Below are 18865 nucleotides of genomic sequence, written 5' to 3' on the forward strand. Positions count from 1 at the left end.
GGCCGAGGATCGGGTGAGGAGGTGCGAGATGTGCCGATGGCTCGCGTATTCCGGCTCGCCGATCGCGCTCGAGGAGCTGCTCTACAAGCCCGAGCACTCGCTCATCGACCAGAGCATGCACTCCCGGCTGGGGGTCGGCACCACCAACGGCGACGGGTTCGGCGTCGGCTGGTACACGCCGGGCGCCGACCCCGAACCGACGCTGTTCCGCGGGACCGGCCCGGCCTGGGGCGACGACAACCTGCGCGAGCTGGCGCGCTCGGTGCGCAGCGGGCTGTTCCTGGCCCACATCCGGGCGAGCACCGGCACCCCGGTGCAGCAGACGAACTGCCATCCGTTCCGCCACGGCCGCTGGCTGTGGCTGCACAACGGGCGCATCCGCGGCTACACCGAGCTCAAGCGCACCCTCACGCTCGCCGTCGAGCCCACGCTGTACCCGTACATCGGCGGCTCGACCGACTCCGAGCTCATGTTCTACCTGGCGCTGACGTTCGGCCTGGCCCGCGACCCGGTCGGCGCCGTGGAGCGCATGGTCGCCTTCATCGAGGACGAGGGCGTGCGGCAGGGCATCGAGCACCCGGTGCAGATGACCGTCGCCACCACCGACGGCGAGCGCCTCTGGGCCTTCCGGTACTCCAGCGAGCACGACAGCCGCTCGCTGTACTGCAGCACCGAGCTCGACACGCTGCGCACCATGTACCCGGAGAACCCGGTGCTGCAGCAGGTGGAGGAGCGCACCCGGATCGTGGTGTCGGAGCCGCTGGGCGGCCTGGTCGGCGCCTGGCAGCCGGTCGCCGAGTCCAGCTACGAGCTCGTGACGCCGGACGGCAACACCGTCGGCTCCTTCCGCCCCGACCGCGACCGCGCCCGGGACCGGCGCCGCGACATGCAAGCCGCGAGCGGATGAGCGCCCGCCCGGCTCCGCGGCCGGGGGCCGGAGCCGGGCGGGCGCATCCGATCGATCGCCGCGGGCGCGGTGACCGTGTGCGGCCGCGTCAGACCGCGCGGGCGACCGCGATCGTGGCCGACAGGCGCGCGCCGGCCTCGTAGAACATGTACTCCACCCCGCCGTCGGTGCCGAACGACGGAGCCGCGCTGCGCCCGTTGTCCGGTGCCCCCGACAGCGCGGGGTGGAACACGCCCAGGTGCACCTCGCGGTCGAAGGCGTTGCCGACCTCGGTGATGAACTGGTTCCCGCCGTTGCCGTGGTACACGACGTACGCGGTGCCGTTGCGCTTGAGCAGGTGCGCGCCCGAGATGTCGGTCTGGCCGTCCGGGCCGGGGTACACCAGCGGGGTCGGATCGAACTGCCAGCTCTTGGCGTCCGAGGACCAGCCCCAGAAGATCTTGCGGGTGCCGCTCGTGACGCCCATGAACAGCATGACGTACTTGTTGCCCAGGCCCGTGACGGTGTGCTCGAAGACGCGGGCGTAGGAGGTCTCGGTCGTGCCGGGCACCATCGACGTGCTCAGCACCACGCCGAAGTAGGTGTAGTGGATGCCGTCGGTCGACCAGGCCATCCGGGTCGTGTTGTTCTCGCCGTGGAAGTAACAGTAGAACTTGCTGTTCGACGCGCTCCACAGCACGTGCGGCGACGACACATGGCTGACCGAGTAGTACGGCGACCAGGTGTTGCTGATGATCGGGTTGGCCGCGTACTCGGTGAACGGGCCGCTCAGCGAGTTGCCGTAGGCCAGGCAGATCCCGCCCGGCTTCTCGTGCGGCGCGTAGTAGAGGTAGTAGCGGCCGAGGCCGCCGCTGATCTTGTCGTACACGCCCCGGATGCACGGGAAGATCAGCTCGTTGGTGGGGTTGTAGCGCAGTGCCGACTTGTTGAACGGCACGCCGATGTACTGGTAGTTGGGGAATCCGGCTGGTGCGGCGGACGCTGCCGTTGCCCGCACTGACAGGGCGCCGATGGCGGCGGCGCCGGTGCTCAGAGCCGCTCCCTTGAGGAGTTGGCGGCGATTCATGCATGGGAGTGTGTGACTGCGCGCGCCCAGGGTCAAGGTGCTAATACGAATTATCAGCGAGAGTCCGGGCTTGACGAAACCTCGTCGCAGGGTCCAGGATCACTGCCAATCGAGTGGTAATGCGCATTAGCACGGATCGGACGGCCCACGTGACCGCAACTCCCCGGCGCCTGACCCAGCGGGACATCGCCCGCATGACCGGCGTCAGCCAGGCGACGGTGTCGCTCGTGCTCAACGGGCGCTCCGACGGCGACGTGCGCATCGCGCCGGAGACCCGCGAGCGGGTGCTGCAGGCGATCCGGGACAGCGGCTACGTCGCCGACCCGATCGCCCGCCGGCTCGCCGCGCGGGACAACCGGATCATAGGCGTGTTCACCTACGAGCCGGTGTTCCCGGCCGGCAACAGCGACTTCTACCACCCGTTCCTGGTCGGCATCGAGGAGCGGGCCGAGGCCCTGGGCAGCGACCTGCTCCTGCTGACCAGCGCCCCGGTGGTGGCCGGGCGCCGGCGCATCTTCCACGAGGGCAACCGGCTGCGGCTGGCCGACGGCTGCATCCTGATCGGTCGCACGCTCGACAGCGACGAGCTGGCCCGGCTGGTGGCGGACGGGTTCCCGTTCGTCTCGGTCGGCCGCCGCGACGACGCCGGCGGGCCGGTGCCGTTCGTCGGCGCCGACTACGCCGGGGCGACCGAGGCACTCGTGCGCCGGGCGGCCGGCCTTGGGCACACCCGCCTGGTGTACATGGGCCAGGGGGAGGGGCCGGAGTCGCACGCCGACCGCAAGGCCGGCTTCGTCCGGGGCGTGGCCGCGGCCGGGGTCACCGGCCTGCACCTGCCGCCCGACGACCTCGACGCGGTGCTGGACTCCGGCGCGACGGCCGTGTTCGCGGAGGAGCACGGCGACGGCGTCGCCCTGGCCGCGAAAGTCGGCCCGCACGACCTGTCGATCGTCACCCTCGGCCAGCCCACCAGGCACGTCACGGACCCCACCGGCACCCAGTTCACCGGCTTCGAGATCCCGCGGCGGGCGATGGGGGCCCAGGCCCTGGACGTGCTCACCGCGATCCTCGACGGCCAGAAGACCCAACGGCAGCGCCTGCTGCCCTGCGAGCTCATCCCCGGAACCACCCTGAAGGAAACGCATACATGAGAACTGAAGTCCTGATCGTCGGCGGCGGCCTCGGCGGGGTCGCCGCGGCGCTCGCGGCGCTGCGGGCGGGCCGGCGGGTCGTGCTCACGGAGGAGTACGACTGGATCGGCGGCCAGCTCACCAGCCAGGCGGTGCCGCCGGACGAGCACTCGTGGGTGGAGCGGTTCGGCGTCACGGCCAGCTACCGCGCGCTGCGGGAGGGGATCCGCGACTACTACCGGCGGCACTACCCGCTCACCGCCGCGGCGCGCGCGTGGGGCGACCTGAACCCGGGCGCGGGGCACGTGAGCCGGCTCTGCCACGAGCCCCGGGTCGCGGTGGCCGTGCTCGAGGCGATGCTGATGCCCTACCGCAGCAAGGGCGCCCTGACCGTCCTGCAGCCGTACGTGCCCGCGGCCGCGGCCACCGACGGCGACCGGGTCACCGCGGTGACCCTGCGCCATCGCGACACCGGCGAGACGGTCGACGTCAGCGCCGCCTACGTGCTCGACGCCACCGAGACCGGCGACCTGCTGCCGCTGACCGGCACCGAGTACGTCACCGGCTTCGAGTCGCAGGCCGACACCGGCGAGCCGAGCGCCCCCGCGACCGCCCAGCCGGCCAACATGCAGGCGGTCTCGGTGTGCTTCGCGGTCGACCACGTCGACGGCGACCACACCATCGACCGCCCGGCGACCTACGACTTCTGGCGCGACTACGCCCCGCCGTTCTGGGGCGGCCCGCTGCTGTCGTTCCGCGCGCCGAGCCCGCGCACGCTGGAGCCGACCGAGCGGGTGTTCCACCCGAACCCGGACGACGACCCGCTCGCCGTCGACGCCGACCAGCGCCGCAACCCGGGCGACCACAACCTGTGGACGTTCCGGCGCATCGCCGCCCGCCAGCTCTTCGTGCCGGGCACCTACGAGTCCGACATCTGCCTGGTCAACTGGCCGATGCTGGACTACTTCGAGCACCCGGTCATCGACGTGCCCGACGCCGCGAAGCACCTGGCGGCGGCCCGGGAGCAGGCGTTCTCGGTGCTGTACTGGCTGCAGACCGAGGCCCCGCGCCCCGACGGCGGGACCGGCTTCCCCGGCCTGCGGCTGCGCGGCGACGTGACCGGCAGCGCGGACGGGCTGGCCCAGGCGCCCTACATCCGCGAGTCCCGGCGCATCCTCGCCGAGACCACGGTCGTCGAGCAGGACCTGGCCCTCGCCGTGCGCGGCGACAAGGGCGCGGTGGCCTACCACGACTCGGTCGGCGTCGGGATGTACCGCATCGACCTGCACCCGTCGACCGGCGGCGACCACTACATCGACGTCGGCTGCTGCCCGTTCCAGATCCCGCTCGGCGCGCTCATCCCGCGCCGGATGGACAACATCCTGGCCGCCGGCAAGAACATCGGCACGACCCACATCACCAACGGCGCCTACCGCCTGCATCCCGTCGAGTGGAACGCGGGCGAGGCCGCCGGTGCGCTGGCCGCGTTCTGCCTGGACCGCGCGTGCTCCCCGCGCGCGGTGCGCAACACCCCCGGCCTGCTCGCCGAGTTCCAGGCCCGCCTCGACCGCGACGGGGTCGAGCGGGCATGGCCCGACATTGCCGGCTACTGACACCCCCACCAAGGAGAACCCGATGAAGTTCCGTGTCGCGATAGCAGCCCTGTCGCTGCTCGCCCTCGCCGCGTGCGGCGACGGCAAGGGCAGCACGCCCGCCGCCGAGGACACCGGCCCGGTCGAGCTGCGCATGACCATCTGGTCGGCCAACGAGGCCCACCTCAAGCTGTTCAACGACATCGCCGCCGAGTACAAGACGGCCCACCCGAACGTCAGCGTCAAGTTCGACCCGCTGCCGTTCGAGTCCTACTCGACCACGCTCACCACGCAGATCGCCGGCGGCAACGGGCCGGACCTGGCCTGGGTCCTCGAGGACTCGGCGCCGGACTTCGTCGGCTCGGGCGCGCTGCTGCCGCTGGACAAGATCGAGCAGGCCGACGACCTCGCCCCGGCCGCCACGAAGCTGTGGCAGAACGGCGGCAAGCTGTACGCCTACCCGTTCTCGACCTCCCCGTTCGGCATGTTCGTGAACACCGACCTGCTCAAGCAGGCGGGCCAGGACAACCCGGCCGACCTCGTCACCGCCGGCACCTGGACCTGGGACAAGGCGTTCGCCGAGGGCGCGGCGGTCAACGCGAAGACCGGCACCGCCGGGATCGTGGTCCGCGACTTCGACTACAAGACCTGGAGCAACCTCTCGACCGTCTGGACCGGCTGGGGCGCGCAGGCCTGGAGCGCCGACGGCAAGACGTGCGGGTTCAACGCCCCCGAGATGGTCGACGCGATGACCGCCCTGCACAAGGCCGTCTTCACCGACAAGGCGATGCCCGGCCCGGGCGTGGCCGCGGACTTCTTCGCCGGGCAGTCGGCGATGACGGTCACCCAGATCTCGCGCGCCTCGCTGCTCAAGGACGCCAAGTTCGGCTGGGACCTGGTGCCCCTGCCGGCCGGGCCCAAGGGCAAGTACTCGGTCGTCGGCCAGGCCGGCCTCGGGGTGCTCAAGAAGAGCAAGCACGCCGCCACGGCCGCGGACTTCCTCTCCTTCTTCACCAACCCGGCCAACAGCGGCAAGCTCGCGCAGTACTTCCCGCCGGCCCGCAAGAGCCAGCTCAACGCCGAGACCATGGCCAAGACCAACCCGCTGCTCAAGCCCGCGCAGCTGCAGTCGGTCGTCATCGACGGCATCTCCACCGGCGTGGTCAAGCCCAGCCACACCGGCTCGGCCGAGATCGCGCAGAACGTCCGCGCGTCGCTCGACCCGCTGTGGAAGCCCGACGCGAACGTCAAGAGCGTGCTGGACAACGTCTGCACCGGCGTGAAGCCCCTGCTGGCCAAGTAACGATGCGTTTCTGGACCGCGCGCCGGCGCGACCATCTGGCCGGCTATCTGTTCATCGCGCCGCAGCTGGCGGGCACGATCGTGTTCGTGCTCGTCCCGCTGGTGCTGGTCGCGTGGTACAGCTTGCACGAGTGGAACGTCCTCGCCGACGAGTTCAACTTCGTCGGCGGGGACAACTACCGGCAGCTCGCCGACGACCCCAACCTGCCGAAGGTGCTCGCCGCCACCGGCCTGTTCTCCGCCGGGCTGCTCGTGCTCAACCTCAGCCTGGCGCTGCTGCTGGCGGTGCTGCTCAACCAGCGCCTGCGCGGCACGGTGGTGTTCCGCACGCTGTTCTTCTCGCCGGTCGTGGTCTCCATGGTGGCGTGGACGATCGTGTGGGGCTTCCTGCTGCAGGACAACGGCGGGGTCAACGGCATCCTCGACTCCGTCGGCGTGCACGGGCCCAACTGGCTGCGCGGCGAAGTCACCGCGATGATCTCGGTCGTCGTCGTGCAGGTGGTCAAGAACGTCGGGCTGAACATGGTGCTGTTCCTGGCCGCGCTGCAGGGCGTGCCGGGCGAGCTCTACGAGGCGGCCCGCCTCGACGGGGCGAGCGCCTGGCGGGCCTTCCGCAGCATCACCGTGCCGATGATCAGCCCCACGATCATGCTCACGTCGATCATCACGGTGGTCGGCTCGCTGCAGGTGTTCGCCCAGATCGCGGTGCTCACCCAGGGCGGGCCGGGCACCTCGACCACCGTGCTCGTCTACTACCTCTACCAGCAGGCCTTCCAGTTCCATCACTTCGGCTACGGCGCCACGCTCTCGCTGGTGCTGTTCGCCATCGTCCTGATCCTGACCACCGTGCAGTGGCAGCTGCGCAAGCGATGGGTGTTCCATGAGTCATAAGAAGACCTGGCGCTTGAAGACGGCGCTCTACGGCCTGCTGTGCGTGCTGGCGATCCCGTTCGTCTTCCCGACCTGGTGGATGGCGACGTCGTCGGTGAAGCCGGTGAACGAGGTCTTCAAGTTCCCGCCCACGCTCATCCCGGCCAGCGTCGACTTCTCGGCCTACAAGCAGGTGTTCGAGGCGCAGCCGTTCGCGCAGCAGTACCTCAACAGCATGTACATCGCGATCGTGTGCACGGTCGGCACGCTCGCGGTGTCCTCGCTGGCCGGCTACGCGTTCGCCCGCATCCGCTTCCGCGGCCAGAACGCGCTGTTCCTGCTGGTGCTCACCGGCCTGCTCGTGCCCAGCGAGGTGACGATCGTGCCGCTGTTCCAGATGTTCCAGCGCTGGAACATGATCGACACGCACTGGCCGCTCATCCTGGTGCCGATCTTCGGTGCCCCGAGCGTGCTGGCGACGTTCATCATGCGGCAGTTCTTCATCGCGCTGCCGCCGGAGCTCGAGGAGGCCGGCCGCATGGACGGGCTCAGCCGCTTCGGGCTGTTCCGCCGGATCGCCCTGCCGCTGTCCCGCCCGGCCCTCGGGGCGGTCGCGATCTTCACGTTCCTGCACAGCTGGAACCTGTATCTTGAACCGATCGTGTTCCTCTCCACCCCCTCGAAGTTCACGCTGCCGCAGGCGCTCACCCAGTTCGTCGACGCCTACGGCGGCCCGGCGTGGAACGTGCAGCTGTCGGCGGCGACGCTGACCGCGATCCCGGTCCTCGTCGTGTTCGTCATCGCCCAGCGCCAGTTCATCGAGGGGCTCGCCCACACGGGACTGAAAGGCTGACGACGCCGTGCCGCTGTCCGACCTCACGCACGAGGACTGCCTCGCCTATCGCAGCCGGGCCGTCGAGCCGGCCGGTTTCGACGCGTTCTGGTCGGACGTGCGCACACCCCCGGGACCGGCCTCGTTCGAGCCGGTCGAGACGAGCCTGAAGACGCTGCGGGTGTACGACGTGAGCTTCCCCGGCTACGACGACCACCCGGTGCGCGGGTGGTTCGTCGTGCCGGCCGGGGCCGAGGGGCCGCTGCCGTGCGTGGTGGAGTTCCCGGGGTACAACGGCGGCCGCGGCCTGCCCGAGGACTGCCTGCTCTACGCCTCGGCCGGCTACGCCCACCTGTTCATCGACGTGCGCGGCCAGGGCAGCGGCTGGCGGCGCGGCGACACCGGGGACCCCGAGCCCGAGGGCGCCGGGGCGCAGTTCCCGGGATTCATGACCCGGGGCATCCTCGACCCGTCCCGGCATTTCTACCGGCGGGTCATCACCGACGCGGTGCGGGCCGTGCACGCGGCCCGCAGCCACCCCCTCGTCGACCCGGCGCGGGTCGCGGTCACCGGGATCAGCCAGGGCGGCGGGCTCACCCTCGCCGTGGCCGGCCTCGTGCCGGACCTCGCCGCGGCCGCCGCCGACGTGCCGTTCCTGTGCGACATGCGCCGCGGCGCCGAGCGGGCCGCGACCGGCCCGTACCTCGAGGTGGCCGCCTACCTGAAGGTCCACCGCGACCGGGCCGACACGGTGTTCGGCACGCTCGGGCACTTCGACGGCGTGCACTTCGCCAGACGCGCGACCGCCCCGATCCTGTTCAGCGTCGCGATGATGGACACCACGTGCCCGCCCTCGACCGTCTACGGCGCCTACCACAACTACGCGGGCCCGAAGCGCATCGAGGTCTACCACTTCAACGGCCACGAGGGCGGCGAGACCGTCCAGCACGCCGAGCGGCTGCGGTTCCTGGCCTCGATCCTGCGTCCGTAGATCGGGGTGCGCGCCGGAGCGCCTGACGACGGCGGCGGGCCGGGCGCCGGCTGCGCCCGGCCCGCACCATCACGTCAGCTCTCGACGTTGACGATCTCGCGGCCGGTGTTGAGGTTCACGTAGCCGATCGAGCCGCTGACGCTCGCGCGGCCGACCGCGTAGGCCACACCGGAGGTGAACGGGGCGCCGTTGCTGGTGACCGGCACCTTCACCTTCTGCGTGCCGCCCGTGCAGGGCTGGTCGTTCACGTAGCCGCTGCCGTTCGTGGTCGTGGTCGGCGTGACCGTCTGGGTCACGTTGACGGACAGCTGGAACCAGTTGCCGATCGGGCAGGTGACGTTCACCGTGACGATGGTGGCCGCCCCGTTCGCCTTGAGCTTGGCCTGCTTCACGATCTTGATCGCCGCGGTGCCGCTCGACTCGGACTGCAGGTTGACCGCCGCGCCGGCCGGCACGGCGAACGCGAGCACCGCGCCGAGCGCCAGCGCGCCCGCGCCGAGGTGGGACTTCTTGAGCTTCACGGTGTGACCTCCCCGTTCGATGGTGGTGCGGACTCTTCTCCGTGGTGCGGGCCCGCCATGCCGGCGAGCACGCCGAGGACCAGCGGAACGACCGCCAGTTCCCACAGGAAGTCGAAGGCGCTGTGCACGGCGAGCGCGGCGATGGCGGCCACCGCACCGGTCCACAGCGGAGTGCGGGCGAATCCGCGGCGCAGGCCCGGCGCGAGCGCGCCCAGCAGGGCCAGCAGCAGCGCGAGGCCGACGATGCCGAGGTCGACCAGCCATTGCAGGTACTCGTTGTGCACCCATCGGCTCACCACGAGCTGGCCCTGGAAGTCGAACCAGAAGTACCGCGCCTGCCCGGGCCCCCGGCCGAGCCACAGGTGCGCGCCGGCCTGCTCCAGCGCCGAGTGCCACGCGCCCGAGCGCCCCTGCGAGGCGAGCGTGAGGCGGCGCCGGAGCACGGCGTCCAGTGTGGACGGTCGCAGCAGCAGCGCGCCGGTGGCTCCCGCCGCGGCCAGGCCGAGCGCGAGCAGCGGCCGCAGCAGCGCGATCCCGGCCCCGGCGGCGAGCCCGGCGAGCGCCGGCAGCGGCCCGGGCTCGGCGTCCACCGGGAACGACGGCACCAGCGCGGCCACGGCCACCGCGGCGCCGAGCGCGGGCGGGAGCAGGCGGCGCACGAGCAGCCGGCGGTCCGGCGCGAACGCGAGCATGACGAGCAGGCCAGCGGCCAGGGCGATGCCGCCGGCCCGGCTGAGGGTGGCCCCGAGCCCGGCCAGGATCAGGAACAGGGCCAGCACGCGCGCCCTGGACGCCGGCTCGGCGAGCACCCGGGCGGCGGCGAGCAGCGCGGCGGCCGCGAGGATCGCGGCCGCCGCGTTCGGGTAGGTCAGGGTCGACGCCCCCCGATACAGCGTCGACTCGACCAGCACTGACCAGCGCTCGATCCGCAGCGCCACCCCGGCCCAGGCGGTCGCCGCGACGAGCGCGCCGAGGCCGGTGAGCCCGAGGGCGAGGTCGGCGGGGCGCGCCCGGCGGGCCGCGACCACGCCCGCGAGCAGCGTGAGCAGCGCCAGTGCGATGCCCCCGGCGTCGGCGAGCCCGCCCTGCGCCGCCGCCCGCAGCAGCGCCCACCCCGCGATCGCGGCCGCGGCGATCCCGGGCGCCCGCAGGTCGCGCAGGTCCCCGGCGCGCGGCCGGGTCACGACGAGCGCGACGACCAGCGCGACGAGCGCCAGGACGCTCACCAGGATGCGGCCCGGCAGGTAGAACCCGCCCTGCGCCACGACGCCGGCGGTGACCGCGACGAGCAGCGCGAGCGTCGGTGCCGACCGGTCGCCGATCGTCGCCGACCGGGCCGGAATCGCTTGCAGCGCAGGCGAATCCACCACAACCACCCTCCCCGTCAGAGTGTTGAGCCGGGACCGACTCTAACGACTCCTGACGATGTGTGCGGGTGGGATTTCCGACAGGAACCTTTTGGGTTCCCGATGCGTCGCGGTCGATCTTCAGCAGCTCACGTCGACGTCCAGCACCGCCACCGAGCGGGCGCCGGTGAGCACGACGGTGCCGATCTCCGCGTCCCCGTCCTGCTCGTCCCAGTCGACGGGCAGGTAGCCGGCGCCGTGCACCGCGACCGGCCGGACGCGCTCGAGCAGGACGTCGAGGAGGTCGTGGGTGAGGTGCGCGGCGATGTGGTCCTCGGGCAGGGCCGGGTAGTCGCCGTCGCCGTCCCAGTCGGCGCCGAGGTCGTTGAGGCCGCCCCGGGCCACGTTCAGCAGCGCGGTGCGGATGTCGTCGGGGGAGTACGCGCGGAAGTCCGGCGCCTGCTCGTCCGGCTCCTCGCGGGTTGCGGTCCACCACGCGCCGGGGCCGGCGTGGGCGTCCGGCTCGCCGAGGAAGACGCGGAACGTCACCGGGTCGTTGTTGTTGAGCCACAGTTGGTCGCTGAGCAGGGTCAGCAGGCACGGGATGCGGCTGCCCTCCGGCGGCGGCGCCACGGTGGGCGCGGCCGCGATCGTGATGCGCAGCGTGCGGTCCTTCCAGTCGTGCAGCAGGAGCACGAGGTCGTCGCCCGGCTCGCGGCGCAGCTGGACGTATCGGCTGGCGAGCTCGCCCGCGACGAACTCGCGCAGGGCGCGCCCGCGGTCGTCGGCGGCCGGTATCCACTCGGCGAGCAAGGCCGCCACGTCCTCGACCGGCTCGCCGTCGAAGGTGCCGGCGTGGGCGAACTCCACGCGCCAGCCGGGGGTGGCGGCGGGGGACCACGCGGCGAGCAGCCACGCGGCGGCGAACACCACCGCCTGCGGGTCGGTCGGGCGCGGTCCGGCGGCGAGCGGGCCGGGCAGCGGCTGCGGCCGGTAGGCATCGGTGTAGCTGGTCAAACGGTCCACGGGGAGATCGAATCACACCGTCCGGGGGTCCATTGACAACAATCTTTACTGATCGATATTGTGAGAGCGCTCTCAGGCTCTGCCCCGCCCTCGTACCTCAAGCCGTGAGAGCGCTCTCTGACGCCCTTTCGCACTGGAGGACACCGCCATGCTCCTCAGACGAAGACTGCTCGGCCTGCTCGGCGCGCTGGCCTTGGCCGTCACTGCCGGAGCCGTCGCCGCCGCCCCGGCCGCGCACGCCATCGGCCCGAGCCTGCTGCCCGTCACCGTCTCCAACTCCACCGGCCGCGGCGACGCGGTCTACCTGTACGTGCTCGGCGTCCAGCTCAGCAGCGGCCGCCTCGGCTACGTCAACGCCGCCGGGACGTTCACCGCGTGGAGCGGCGGGCAGATCCCGCCCTCGCCGGCCCCGGACGTCTCCATCGCCGGCCCCGGCAACGGGGGCTCGACCACGCTGAAGTTCCCGCGCGGCTTCTCCGGGCGGGTGTACTTCTCCCTCGGCGAGAAGCTGAAGTTCTTCATCACCCCGGACGGGCTCGTGCAGCCCGCTCCCTGGGCGGCGGGGGACCCGAACCAGAACATCCTGTTCGACTGGAGCGAGTTCACCTACAACGACGCCGGCCTGTGGATCAACAGCAGCCAGGTCGACATGTTCGCGGTGCCGCACGCCGTGACGGTCACCGGGGCCAGCGGCGCCACCCAGCGCGAGGGCGACCTCGTCAACGACGGCCGCAACGCGGTCATCAACCAGATCAAGGCGCAGGCGGGCTGGGCGAACACCGTCTACACGCGCTCGGACGGCACCGTGCTGCGCGTGCTGTCGCCGGGCAAGGCGGCCGGGGCCGGGCTGCTCAGCCCGACGCTCATGGACTCCTACATCACGACGGCGTGGAACGCGTACACCTCCAAGACGCTGACCGTGGTGCCGTTCGCCGACCAGCCGAACACGAAGTACTTCGGCCGCACCTCGGGCAGCACCATGACGTTCACGAACGCCTCGGGCGCCGTGGTGGCCTCGTTCAACCGGCCGAGCAGCGCCGACGTGTGGGGCTGCGCGGGCAACCTGCCGGCCCCGAACGACCAGGTCGTCGGCCCGATCTCCCGCACGCTGTGCGCCGCGCTGAACCGGGGCACGCTCGGCACCGTCGACACCCAGCCGGACCTGAACTCGGCCGGCTTCTACAAGAACAACCCGACGAACCAGTACGCGCGGATCATCCACGCGAACATGGCCGACGGGCGGGCGTACGCGTTCCCGTTCGACGACGTCGGGCACTTCGAGTCGCTGGTCACCGACTCCGACCCGCGCTCGGCCTCCATCATCCTCAGCCCGTTCGGGGCCGGTGGCGGCGGCACGGGCGGGACGATCTCGTCGAGCACCTGGTACAGCACCGTGAACAAGACCAGCGGCAAGTGCGTCGACGCGCGCTCGTCGGGCACCGCGAACGGCACCGCGATCCAGCAGTACACCTGCAACAACACGTTCGCGCAGCAGTACCTGTTCCAGCCGACCAGCGGCGGCTACGTGCGCATCAACAACCGCAACAACTCGGCCCAGGTGCTCGACGTCGACGGCGTCTCCACCGCGGACGGGGCGGTCGTGCACCTGTGGGCGTACGGCGGCGGCAACAACCAGCAGTGGCTGCCGGTCTCCGAGGGCGGCGGCTACTGGCACTTCGTCAGCCGCAACAGCGGCAAGTGCCTGGACGTGCCCAGCTCGTCGACGGCGGACAGCGTGCAGCTGCAGCAGTGGACGTGCAACGGCTCGGGCGCCCAGTCGTTCCGGCTGACCGCCCAGTCCTAGCCGGCAGTCCCGGTCATCCGGTGATGCTGAGCCCCGGGAACGGTCCCGGGGCTCAGCCCTGGAATCCCAGTCCCAGCCGGCCGATGGTGCTGAGCCCGGGGCCGGGAACGGTCCCGGGCTCAGCCCTGGAATCGCTCGGGCTCGGCGACCCAGCCCGCCACGAGGACCAGGCCGGTGGCCCGGTGCACGGCGGCGAACCCGAACGGCCGGTCGAACGCGACGGTGACGACCCGGCGGCGGTGGGTCCGCTCCGGGAAGAACGCCCCGGCCAGCCGCATCGCGAACGCGGTCACCGCGGAGGCCTCGAAGCCGCTCGCGGTGAACTCGGCGACGGCGTCCTGCCGGGCCTGGGAGACCGACATCGGCACCGGGCTGATGCCGGGGAAGTGCCCGGCCCGATCGTCGGTGGCGGTGCGCAGCCCGAAGAGCTCCGGCTCCTTGAGCAGGTCGTGCGCGCCGCGGACCGTGAACCGGACCGTGCTCACCACCAGCTCGGGCGTGTCGTCGGTGGCCTCGACCTCGCGCACGGTGACCCCGGGCGCGGCCCGGCCCGCGCCGAAGGGCTCCGCCGTGCCGGAGGGCGCCGCTGTGCCGGAGTGCGCCGCTGTGCCGGAGGGCTCGGTCGTGCCGGAGAGCGCCGCTGTGCCGACGGGCTCCGCCGGGCCGGCGAGCGCGGTGATCGCGGCGGGCAGCACCGCCCCGGCGGGCCGGTCCGGCTCGCCCAGCGCCAGCACCACGTCGACGTCCTCGGTCCCGGCGACGGTCAGCAGGGTGACCGGGCCGGCCGCGGTGTCCGCGACCCGCAGCGCGCCCAGCCCCGCGGCCCCGCGCGTGCGGCGGTGCAGCCCGGCCAGGTCGCGCCCGGCCCAGGGGCCGGTCCCGGGCCGCTGCACGCCGTCCTCGAACGGCTCGGCCCAGGCCGTGCGCACCGACAGCGCGCTGGCGAGGACCATGAGCGTGTCCCGCTCGGCCCGGATCGGCATCGCCGGGATCGCGCCGCGGGTCTGCTCGCTCGCCCAGGTGTCGAGCGCGGGCTGGTCGACGGCCGGGTCGCCGGTGAGCGGGCCGCGCCGCTGCGGCGGCACGGCGGCCGTGAACGCCTCGGTCAGCGGGATCTCGGCGCGCGACCAGACCGCCGTGGCCATCCGGGCGGTGGGCGAGTCCGGGATCTCGAGGGGCTCGGGGGCGACGGCCAGCAGCTCGTCGCGGGCCGGGCCGCAGGCGTTGGGGCCGAGCAGCGCGAGCAGGACGTAGACGCCGGCGCCGGACAGCACCGTGCCGCCGTCGTCCACTGTGGACGCCCAGCGGGCCGTCAGGGCGTTGGCGTTCGTGGTCGTCATGTCCGCAGCCTACCCACGGAAGCCTACCCGCGGATCAGGCCGACTCGCGGACCACGAGCTCGGTCGGGATGATCACCGCGGCCGGGCTCTCGCCGTCGATCTGGCTCAGCAGCAGGCGCACCATCTCGGCGCCGATGCGGGGGTACGACTGGCGGACCGTGGTCAGCGGCGGCTGCGTGTCCGTGGCGATCCGGCTGTCGTCGAACCCGCCCACCGCCACGTCCCCGGGGACCCGGCGGCCCGCCCGGTGCAGGGCGGTCAGCGCGCCCGCGGCCATCAGGTCGGAGGCGACGAACACGGCGTCGAGGTCGGGGGCGGCCTCCAGCAGCCGCCGCATCGCCGCCTCGCCGCCGGCCCGGGTGTAGTCGCCGTGCGCGACGAGGCCGGGGGAGTCCGCGGTGTCCAGCCCCAGCGCCTCGCGGTAGCCGGCCAGCCGCTCGACGCCGCCGGAGGTGTCCAGCGGGCCGGTGATGGTGCCGATCCGGCGGCGGCCCGACTCGAGCAGGTAGGTGACCATCTGCCGGGCCCCGTCGCGGTCGTCGGCGGCCACGTAGGCGGCCTGGCGCTCGTAGCCCAGCGGCTTGCCGCAGGCGACCACGGGCAGGCCGCGGGCGAGCAGCTCGGGGATGAGCGGGTTGCCGCTGTGCGTGGAGACCAGCAGCGCGCCGTCGACGTGGCCGCCGGTGAGGTACCGCCCGAGCCGCTTGCGGTCCTCGAGGCTGCTCGCGAGCGTCAGCAGCAGCGTGATGTCGTGCTTGGCGAGGGCCTGGGTGCAGCTGTGCAGCAGCACGTTGAAGTTCGGGTCCTCGAAGAGCCGCTCCTGCGGCTCGGACAGGATGAACGCCACGGACTGGGAGCGCTGGGTGACCAGGCTCCGCGCGTGCTGGTTGACGACGTAGCCGGTCTTGCGCATGGCGCGCTCGACCGCCTCCTGGGCCGCGTCGCTGACGTCGTGGCCGCCGTTGAGCACCCGGGACACCGTGCCCCGGCTCACCCCGGCCGCCGCCGCCACGTCGTTGATCGTGGGGCGGCGGGCGGGGCGGCGGCGGGTCTCGCGAGGTTCTGGCACGGTCGCCATTGTGCCCCAGCGTCAGCCCTTGACGGCGCCCGAGAGCAGGTCGACGCGCCAGTACCGCTGCAGGGTCAGGAAGAGCGCGACGAGGGGTGCGATGGACAGCAGCGCACCGGTCACCACCAGCGTGTACAGCACCGGCGTGGTGTTGCCCTGCTTCAGCATCGTGTACAGCCCGACCGTCACCGGGAACTTGTCGTCGGAGGTCAGCATGATGTACGGCAGCAGGAAGTTGTTCCAGATGGCCACGAACTGGAACAGGAATACGGTCACCAGCCCCGGCACCATCGACGGCACGGCGACGCTCGCGAAGATGCGCACGTCGCCGGCCCCGTCGGTGCGCGCCGCCTCGACCAGCGAGTCCGGCACCGCCGCGGCCGCGTAGATCCGGGCGAGGTAGATGCCGTACGGGCTGAGGATGCTCGGCAGCAGCACCGACCAGTACGTGTCGGTCAGGTGCAGGCTCGCCAGCAGCAGGTACTGCGGGATCGCCAGCACCACCGCGGGCACCAGGACCCCGGCGAGCAGCACGTTGAACACGGCGGTGCGGCCCGGGAACCGGTACTTCGCCAGCGTGTACCCGCTGATCGCCGAGACCGCCGTCGACAGCAGGGCCCCGGCGCCCGCGAAGAGCGCCGTGTTGAGCATCCAGCGCCAGTAGATGCCGTCCTGGTACCGCGAGAGGTCAGCGATGTTCGCGAACAGCGCCGTGCCGGGGGCGAGGGTGAACGTGCGGAACAGCTCGCCGTTGGTCTTCGTGGACGCGGTCACCACCCAGACGATGGGCAGCAGGCAGTAGAGCGCCCCCGCGACCAGGACCAGCGACGGCAGCGCCGAGGCCCGCCTCACGACTCGGCCCCGAACGCGCGGCGCTGCACGAGGCGCAGGAAGCCGAACGACAGCACGAGGGTGGCCGCCGCGACGACGACGGACGCGGCCGCGGCGGTGTGGACGTCGTCCTTCGCGAACGCGTCCTGGTAGATCTTCATGAGCGGGGTCCAGTTCGACGGCAGGGCGTTGGTGAGCGGGCGCAGGGTCGTCGGCTCGCTGTACACCTGCAGCGTCGCGATGAGCGAGAACACGAAGGTCATGATCAGCGCCGGGACCAGCATCGGGATCTTGATCTTCCGGGCGATCTGCCACTCGCTCGCGCCGTCGATGCGGGCCGCCTCGTAGAGCTCGGACGGCACCGCCCGCAGCGCGGTGAACAGCACGATCATGTTGAACCCGGTGCCGCCCCACAGTGCGATGTTGGCCACCGAGAAGTAGACGCTCACCGGCCCGAGCAGGTCGACGGGTCCGCTGCCGGCCTTCGCGAGCAGGTACTGGCCGGGGCCGACCGACGGCAGGTACATGAAGCCCCACATGAGGCTCGCGATGACCGCCGGCACCGCGTACGGCAGGAAGATCGCCACCCGCGAGAAGCGCCGGGCCCGGGCCCGGGGCAGGTCCAGCAGCAGCGCGAAGAGCAGGGCCAGGCCGAGCATCGTGGGCACGAGCAGGCAGCCGTAGACGAACACCCGCAGCGCGCTGTGCCAGAACTCGCCGTCGGCGAGGACGGCGCGGTAGTTGGCGATCCCGGCCCAGGACTCGACACGGGAGGCCGCGCCGAGGCCCAGGCCCGTCACCTGGACCCGGCGCAGCGAGAGGTATCCCGTGTAGCCGATCGGCACCACCATGAACACCACGAACAGGACGATGGCGGGCGACAGGAACGCGTACGGGACCCGGTGTCTCATCCGACCTTGAAGCCGTTCTTCTTGAGGTCGTCCACGGTCGCCTGCTGCATCGCCGTGAGCGCTCCCGGGAACGCGGTCTTGTCGGTGATCGCCTTGCCGAAGGCGTCCTTGTAGGTGGCGTACGTGACGTTGACGTTCGGCCCCCAGGTGACCCCGGCGGCGGTGCCGGCGATGGTCTGCGCGAGGGTGTAGAACTCGGGCTGGTTGCCGAAGAACGCCGGCGGCTTGGCCAGGGCGCCGCCCGACTGCGCGGCGGTGGCGGCGGGGTAGATGCCGCCCTCGGTGATGAGCCCGGTCACGGCCGCGGCGTCGGTGTTGAGCCAGATCGCGAACTCGGTCGCCTCCTTCTGGTGCTTGCTCTTGGCCGCGACCGCCGTCGAGGAGCCGCCCCAGCTGCCGGTCTTGTGCTCGCCCGCGCTCCACTGCGGCAGCTCGGCGATGGCCCACTTGCCCGCCGTGTCGGGCGCGTTGCCGGACAGCACGCCCGGGCCCCAGACGGCGCTGGGCCAGGCGATGAGGGTGCCGTCGTTGAGCGCCTTGTTCCACTCCGGGGTGTACATCGGCTGCTTGTCGATGTCGCCCGCGGCGACCAGGCCGCCCCAGAAGCCGGCGACCTTCTTCGTGGCCTCGTCGTCGACGTGGACGCTCCAGGTGTCGCCGGAGATGCCGAACCACTTCGCGCCCGCCTGCTGGGCCAGGCCCGCGAACCAGCCCGGGTCGCCGGCGGAGAACGTGGTGAGGAAGCGCTTCGGGTCCTTCTGGCGCACCTGCTTCGCCGTCTGCGCGAACTCGTCCCAGGTGGCCGGCACCTTGAGCCCGAGCTGCGCGAAGACGTCCTGGCGGTAGTAGAGCATCATCGGGCCGGAGTCCTGCGGGATGGCGTAGACGCCCTCGGTGCCCAGCGTGATGGTGCTCCAGACGCCGGGGGCGAACTTCGCCTTGGCGTCGCCGGCGTACTTCGCGATGTCGCCGGCCGCCCCGTTGCTCACGAGCGTGGGCAGGGCCTGGTACTCGGCCTGGAAGAGGTCCGGCGGGTTGCCGGCCTTGTTGGCGGTCAGGACCTTGGTGACCTCCTCGTCGCCCTGGGCCTGCTTGCTGACGGTGACGTGGATGTCGGGGTGGGCCGCGTTCCAGGTGGCCACGACCTTGTCGATGCCGGGCACCCAGGACCAGAAGGTCAGCTCGACCTTCCCGCCGGAGGTGGATGTCTCGTCGCCGGAGCCGGAGCAGCCGGCGGTGCTGAGCAGCAGGAGGGAACACGCCGCCGCGAGGAATGCGCGCTTCATGGGATGTCTCCAGTGGGGGGTGTACGACTGGGAGCGTTCAC

Annotated in this window: 17 protein-coding genes; 8 read left to right on the forward strand and 9 right to left on the reverse strand. The window is 71.9% G+C overall.

Annotation, left to right across the window (positions count from 1 at the left end; translation table 11 throughout):
- The first annotated feature begins 28 nt into the window (after positions 1–28).
- Positions 29–907, forward strand: a complete 879-nt coding sequence (locus AC6JBM_RS06950) for a class II glutamine amidotransferase (protein ID WP_497982766.1) — start codon at positions 29–31, stop codon at positions 905–907.
- Positions 908–995: 88 nt separating this feature from the next.
- Here AC6JBM_RS06950 and AC6JBM_RS06955 read toward each other — a convergent pair whose 3' ends face one another.
- The gene (locus tag AC6JBM_RS06955) at positions 996–1973 is read right to left on the reverse strand and encodes a twin-arginine translocation signal domain-containing protein (protein WP_497982767.1); all 978 of its coding nucleotides are present in this window, start codon (positions 1971–1973) and stop codon (positions 996–998) included.
- A gap of 149 nt (positions 1974–2122) precedes the next feature.
- Here AC6JBM_RS06955 and AC6JBM_RS06960 point away from each other — a divergent pair, with 149 nt between their 5' ends.
- From AC6JBM_RS06960 to AC6JBM_RS06985, 6 genes are read left to right on the forward strand one after another with little or no spacing between them, the layout of a single operon-like run.
- The gene (locus tag AC6JBM_RS06960; RefSeq protein WP_350611027.1) at positions 2123–3124 is read left to right on the forward strand and encodes a LacI family DNA-binding transcriptional regulator; all 1002 of its coding nucleotides are present in this window, start codon (positions 2123–2125) and stop codon (positions 3122–3124) included.
- Positions 3121–4716 (forward strand): FAD-dependent oxidoreductase, encoded by a 1596-nt coding sequence (locus tag AC6JBM_RS06965; RefSeq protein ID WP_497982768.1) that lies wholly within the window; start codon positions 3121–3123, stop codon positions 4714–4716. Before AC6JBM_RS06960 ends, AC6JBM_RS06965 begins: the two co-directional genes overlap by 4 nt.
- Positions 4717–4738: 22 nt before the next feature.
- Positions 4739–5998 carry an ABC transporter substrate-binding protein gene (locus AC6JBM_RS06970; protein ID WP_350611025.1) on the forward strand — a complete coding sequence of 420 codons (1260 nt, stop codon included), beginning with the start codon at positions 4739–4741 and terminating at the stop codon, positions 5996–5998.
- A gap of 2 nt (positions 5999–6000) precedes the next feature.
- The gene (locus AC6JBM_RS06975; protein ID WP_497982769.1) at positions 6001–6888 is read left to right on the forward strand and encodes a carbohydrate ABC transporter permease; all 888 of its coding nucleotides are present in this window, start codon (positions 6001–6003) and stop codon (positions 6886–6888) included.
- A complete protein-coding gene (locus tag AC6JBM_RS06980) occupies positions 6878–7720 on the forward strand; it encodes a carbohydrate ABC transporter permease (protein ID WP_497982770.1) in 843 nt (280 codons plus the stop codon). The genes AC6JBM_RS06975 and AC6JBM_RS06980 overlap by 11 nt, the downstream gene beginning before the upstream one ends.
- Positions 7721–7727: 7 nt before the next feature.
- Positions 7728–8690: an acetylxylan esterase gene (locus AC6JBM_RS06985; protein WP_497982771.1), complete on the forward strand. Its 963-nt coding sequence runs from the start codon at positions 7728–7730 to the stop codon at positions 8688–8690.
- Between the two features lie 74 nt (positions 8691–8764).
- Here AC6JBM_RS06985 and AC6JBM_RS06990 read toward each other — a convergent pair whose 3' ends face one another.
- The 3 genes from AC6JBM_RS06990 to AC6JBM_RS07000 all read right to left on the reverse strand — a co-directional run bounded on the left by AC6JBM_RS06990 (position 8765) and on the right by AC6JBM_RS07000 (position 11583).
- A complete protein-coding gene (locus AC6JBM_RS06990) occupies positions 8765–9211 on the reverse strand; it encodes a hypothetical protein (protein WP_497982772.1) in 447 nt (148 codons plus the stop codon).
- On the reverse strand, positions 9208–10578 hold the full coding sequence (locus AC6JBM_RS06995; protein WP_497982773.1) for an O-antigen ligase family protein: 1371 nt from the start codon (positions 10576–10578) through the stop codon (positions 9208–9210). The genes AC6JBM_RS06990 and AC6JBM_RS06995 overlap by 4 nt, the downstream gene beginning before the upstream one ends.
- A gap of 120 nt (positions 10579–10698) precedes the next feature.
- The gene (locus tag AC6JBM_RS07000; RefSeq protein ID WP_497982774.1) at positions 10699–11583 is read right to left on the reverse strand and encodes a hypothetical protein; all 885 of its coding nucleotides are present in this window, start codon (positions 11581–11583) and stop codon (positions 10699–10701) included.
- Positions 11584–11731: 148 nt separating this feature from the next.
- Between AC6JBM_RS07000 and AC6JBM_RS07005 the strand changes: the two genes are divergently transcribed.
- On the forward strand, positions 11732–13387 hold the full coding sequence (locus AC6JBM_RS07005; RefSeq protein ID WP_497982775.1) for a beta-1,3-glucanase family protein: 1656 nt from the start codon (positions 11732–11734) through the stop codon (positions 13385–13387).
- A 119-nt stretch (positions 13388–13506) separates the two neighbouring features.
- Here the strand turns inward: AC6JBM_RS07005 and AC6JBM_RS07010 are convergent, their stop codons facing one another.
- The 5 genes from AC6JBM_RS07010 to AC6JBM_RS07030 are packed head-to-tail and all read right to left on the reverse strand — an operon-like array spanning position 13507 to position 18824.
- Positions 13507–14727 (reverse strand): serpin family protein, encoded by a 1221-nt coding sequence (locus AC6JBM_RS07010; protein WP_497982776.1) that lies wholly within the window; start codon positions 14725–14727, stop codon positions 13507–13509.
- A 34-nt stretch (positions 14728–14761) separates the two neighbouring features.
- Complete coding sequence (locus AC6JBM_RS07015; protein WP_497982777.1) at positions 14762–15805, reverse strand: LacI family DNA-binding transcriptional regulator; 1044 nt, start codon at positions 15803–15805, stop codon at positions 14762–14764.
- A gap of 12 nt (positions 15806–15817) precedes the next feature.
- Positions 15818–16648 carry a carbohydrate ABC transporter permease gene (locus AC6JBM_RS07020; protein ID WP_497982778.1) on the reverse strand — a complete coding sequence of 277 codons (831 nt, stop codon included), beginning with the start codon at positions 16646–16648 and terminating at the stop codon, positions 15818–15820.
- Complete coding sequence (locus AC6JBM_RS07025; RefSeq protein ID WP_497982779.1) at positions 16645–17538, reverse strand: carbohydrate ABC transporter permease; 894 nt, start codon at positions 17536–17538, stop codon at positions 16645–16647. The genes AC6JBM_RS07020 and AC6JBM_RS07025 overlap by 4 nt, the downstream gene beginning before the upstream one ends.
- Positions 17535–18824 carry an ABC transporter substrate-binding protein gene (locus tag AC6JBM_RS07030; RefSeq protein ID WP_497982780.1) on the reverse strand — a complete coding sequence of 430 codons (1290 nt, stop codon included), beginning with the start codon at positions 18822–18824 and terminating at the stop codon, positions 17535–17537. The genes AC6JBM_RS07025 and AC6JBM_RS07030 overlap by 4 nt, the downstream gene beginning before the upstream one ends.
- Between the last annotated feature and the right edge of the window lie 41 nt (positions 18825–18865).

The organism is Dactylosporangium thailandense, from assembly GCF_059739745.1.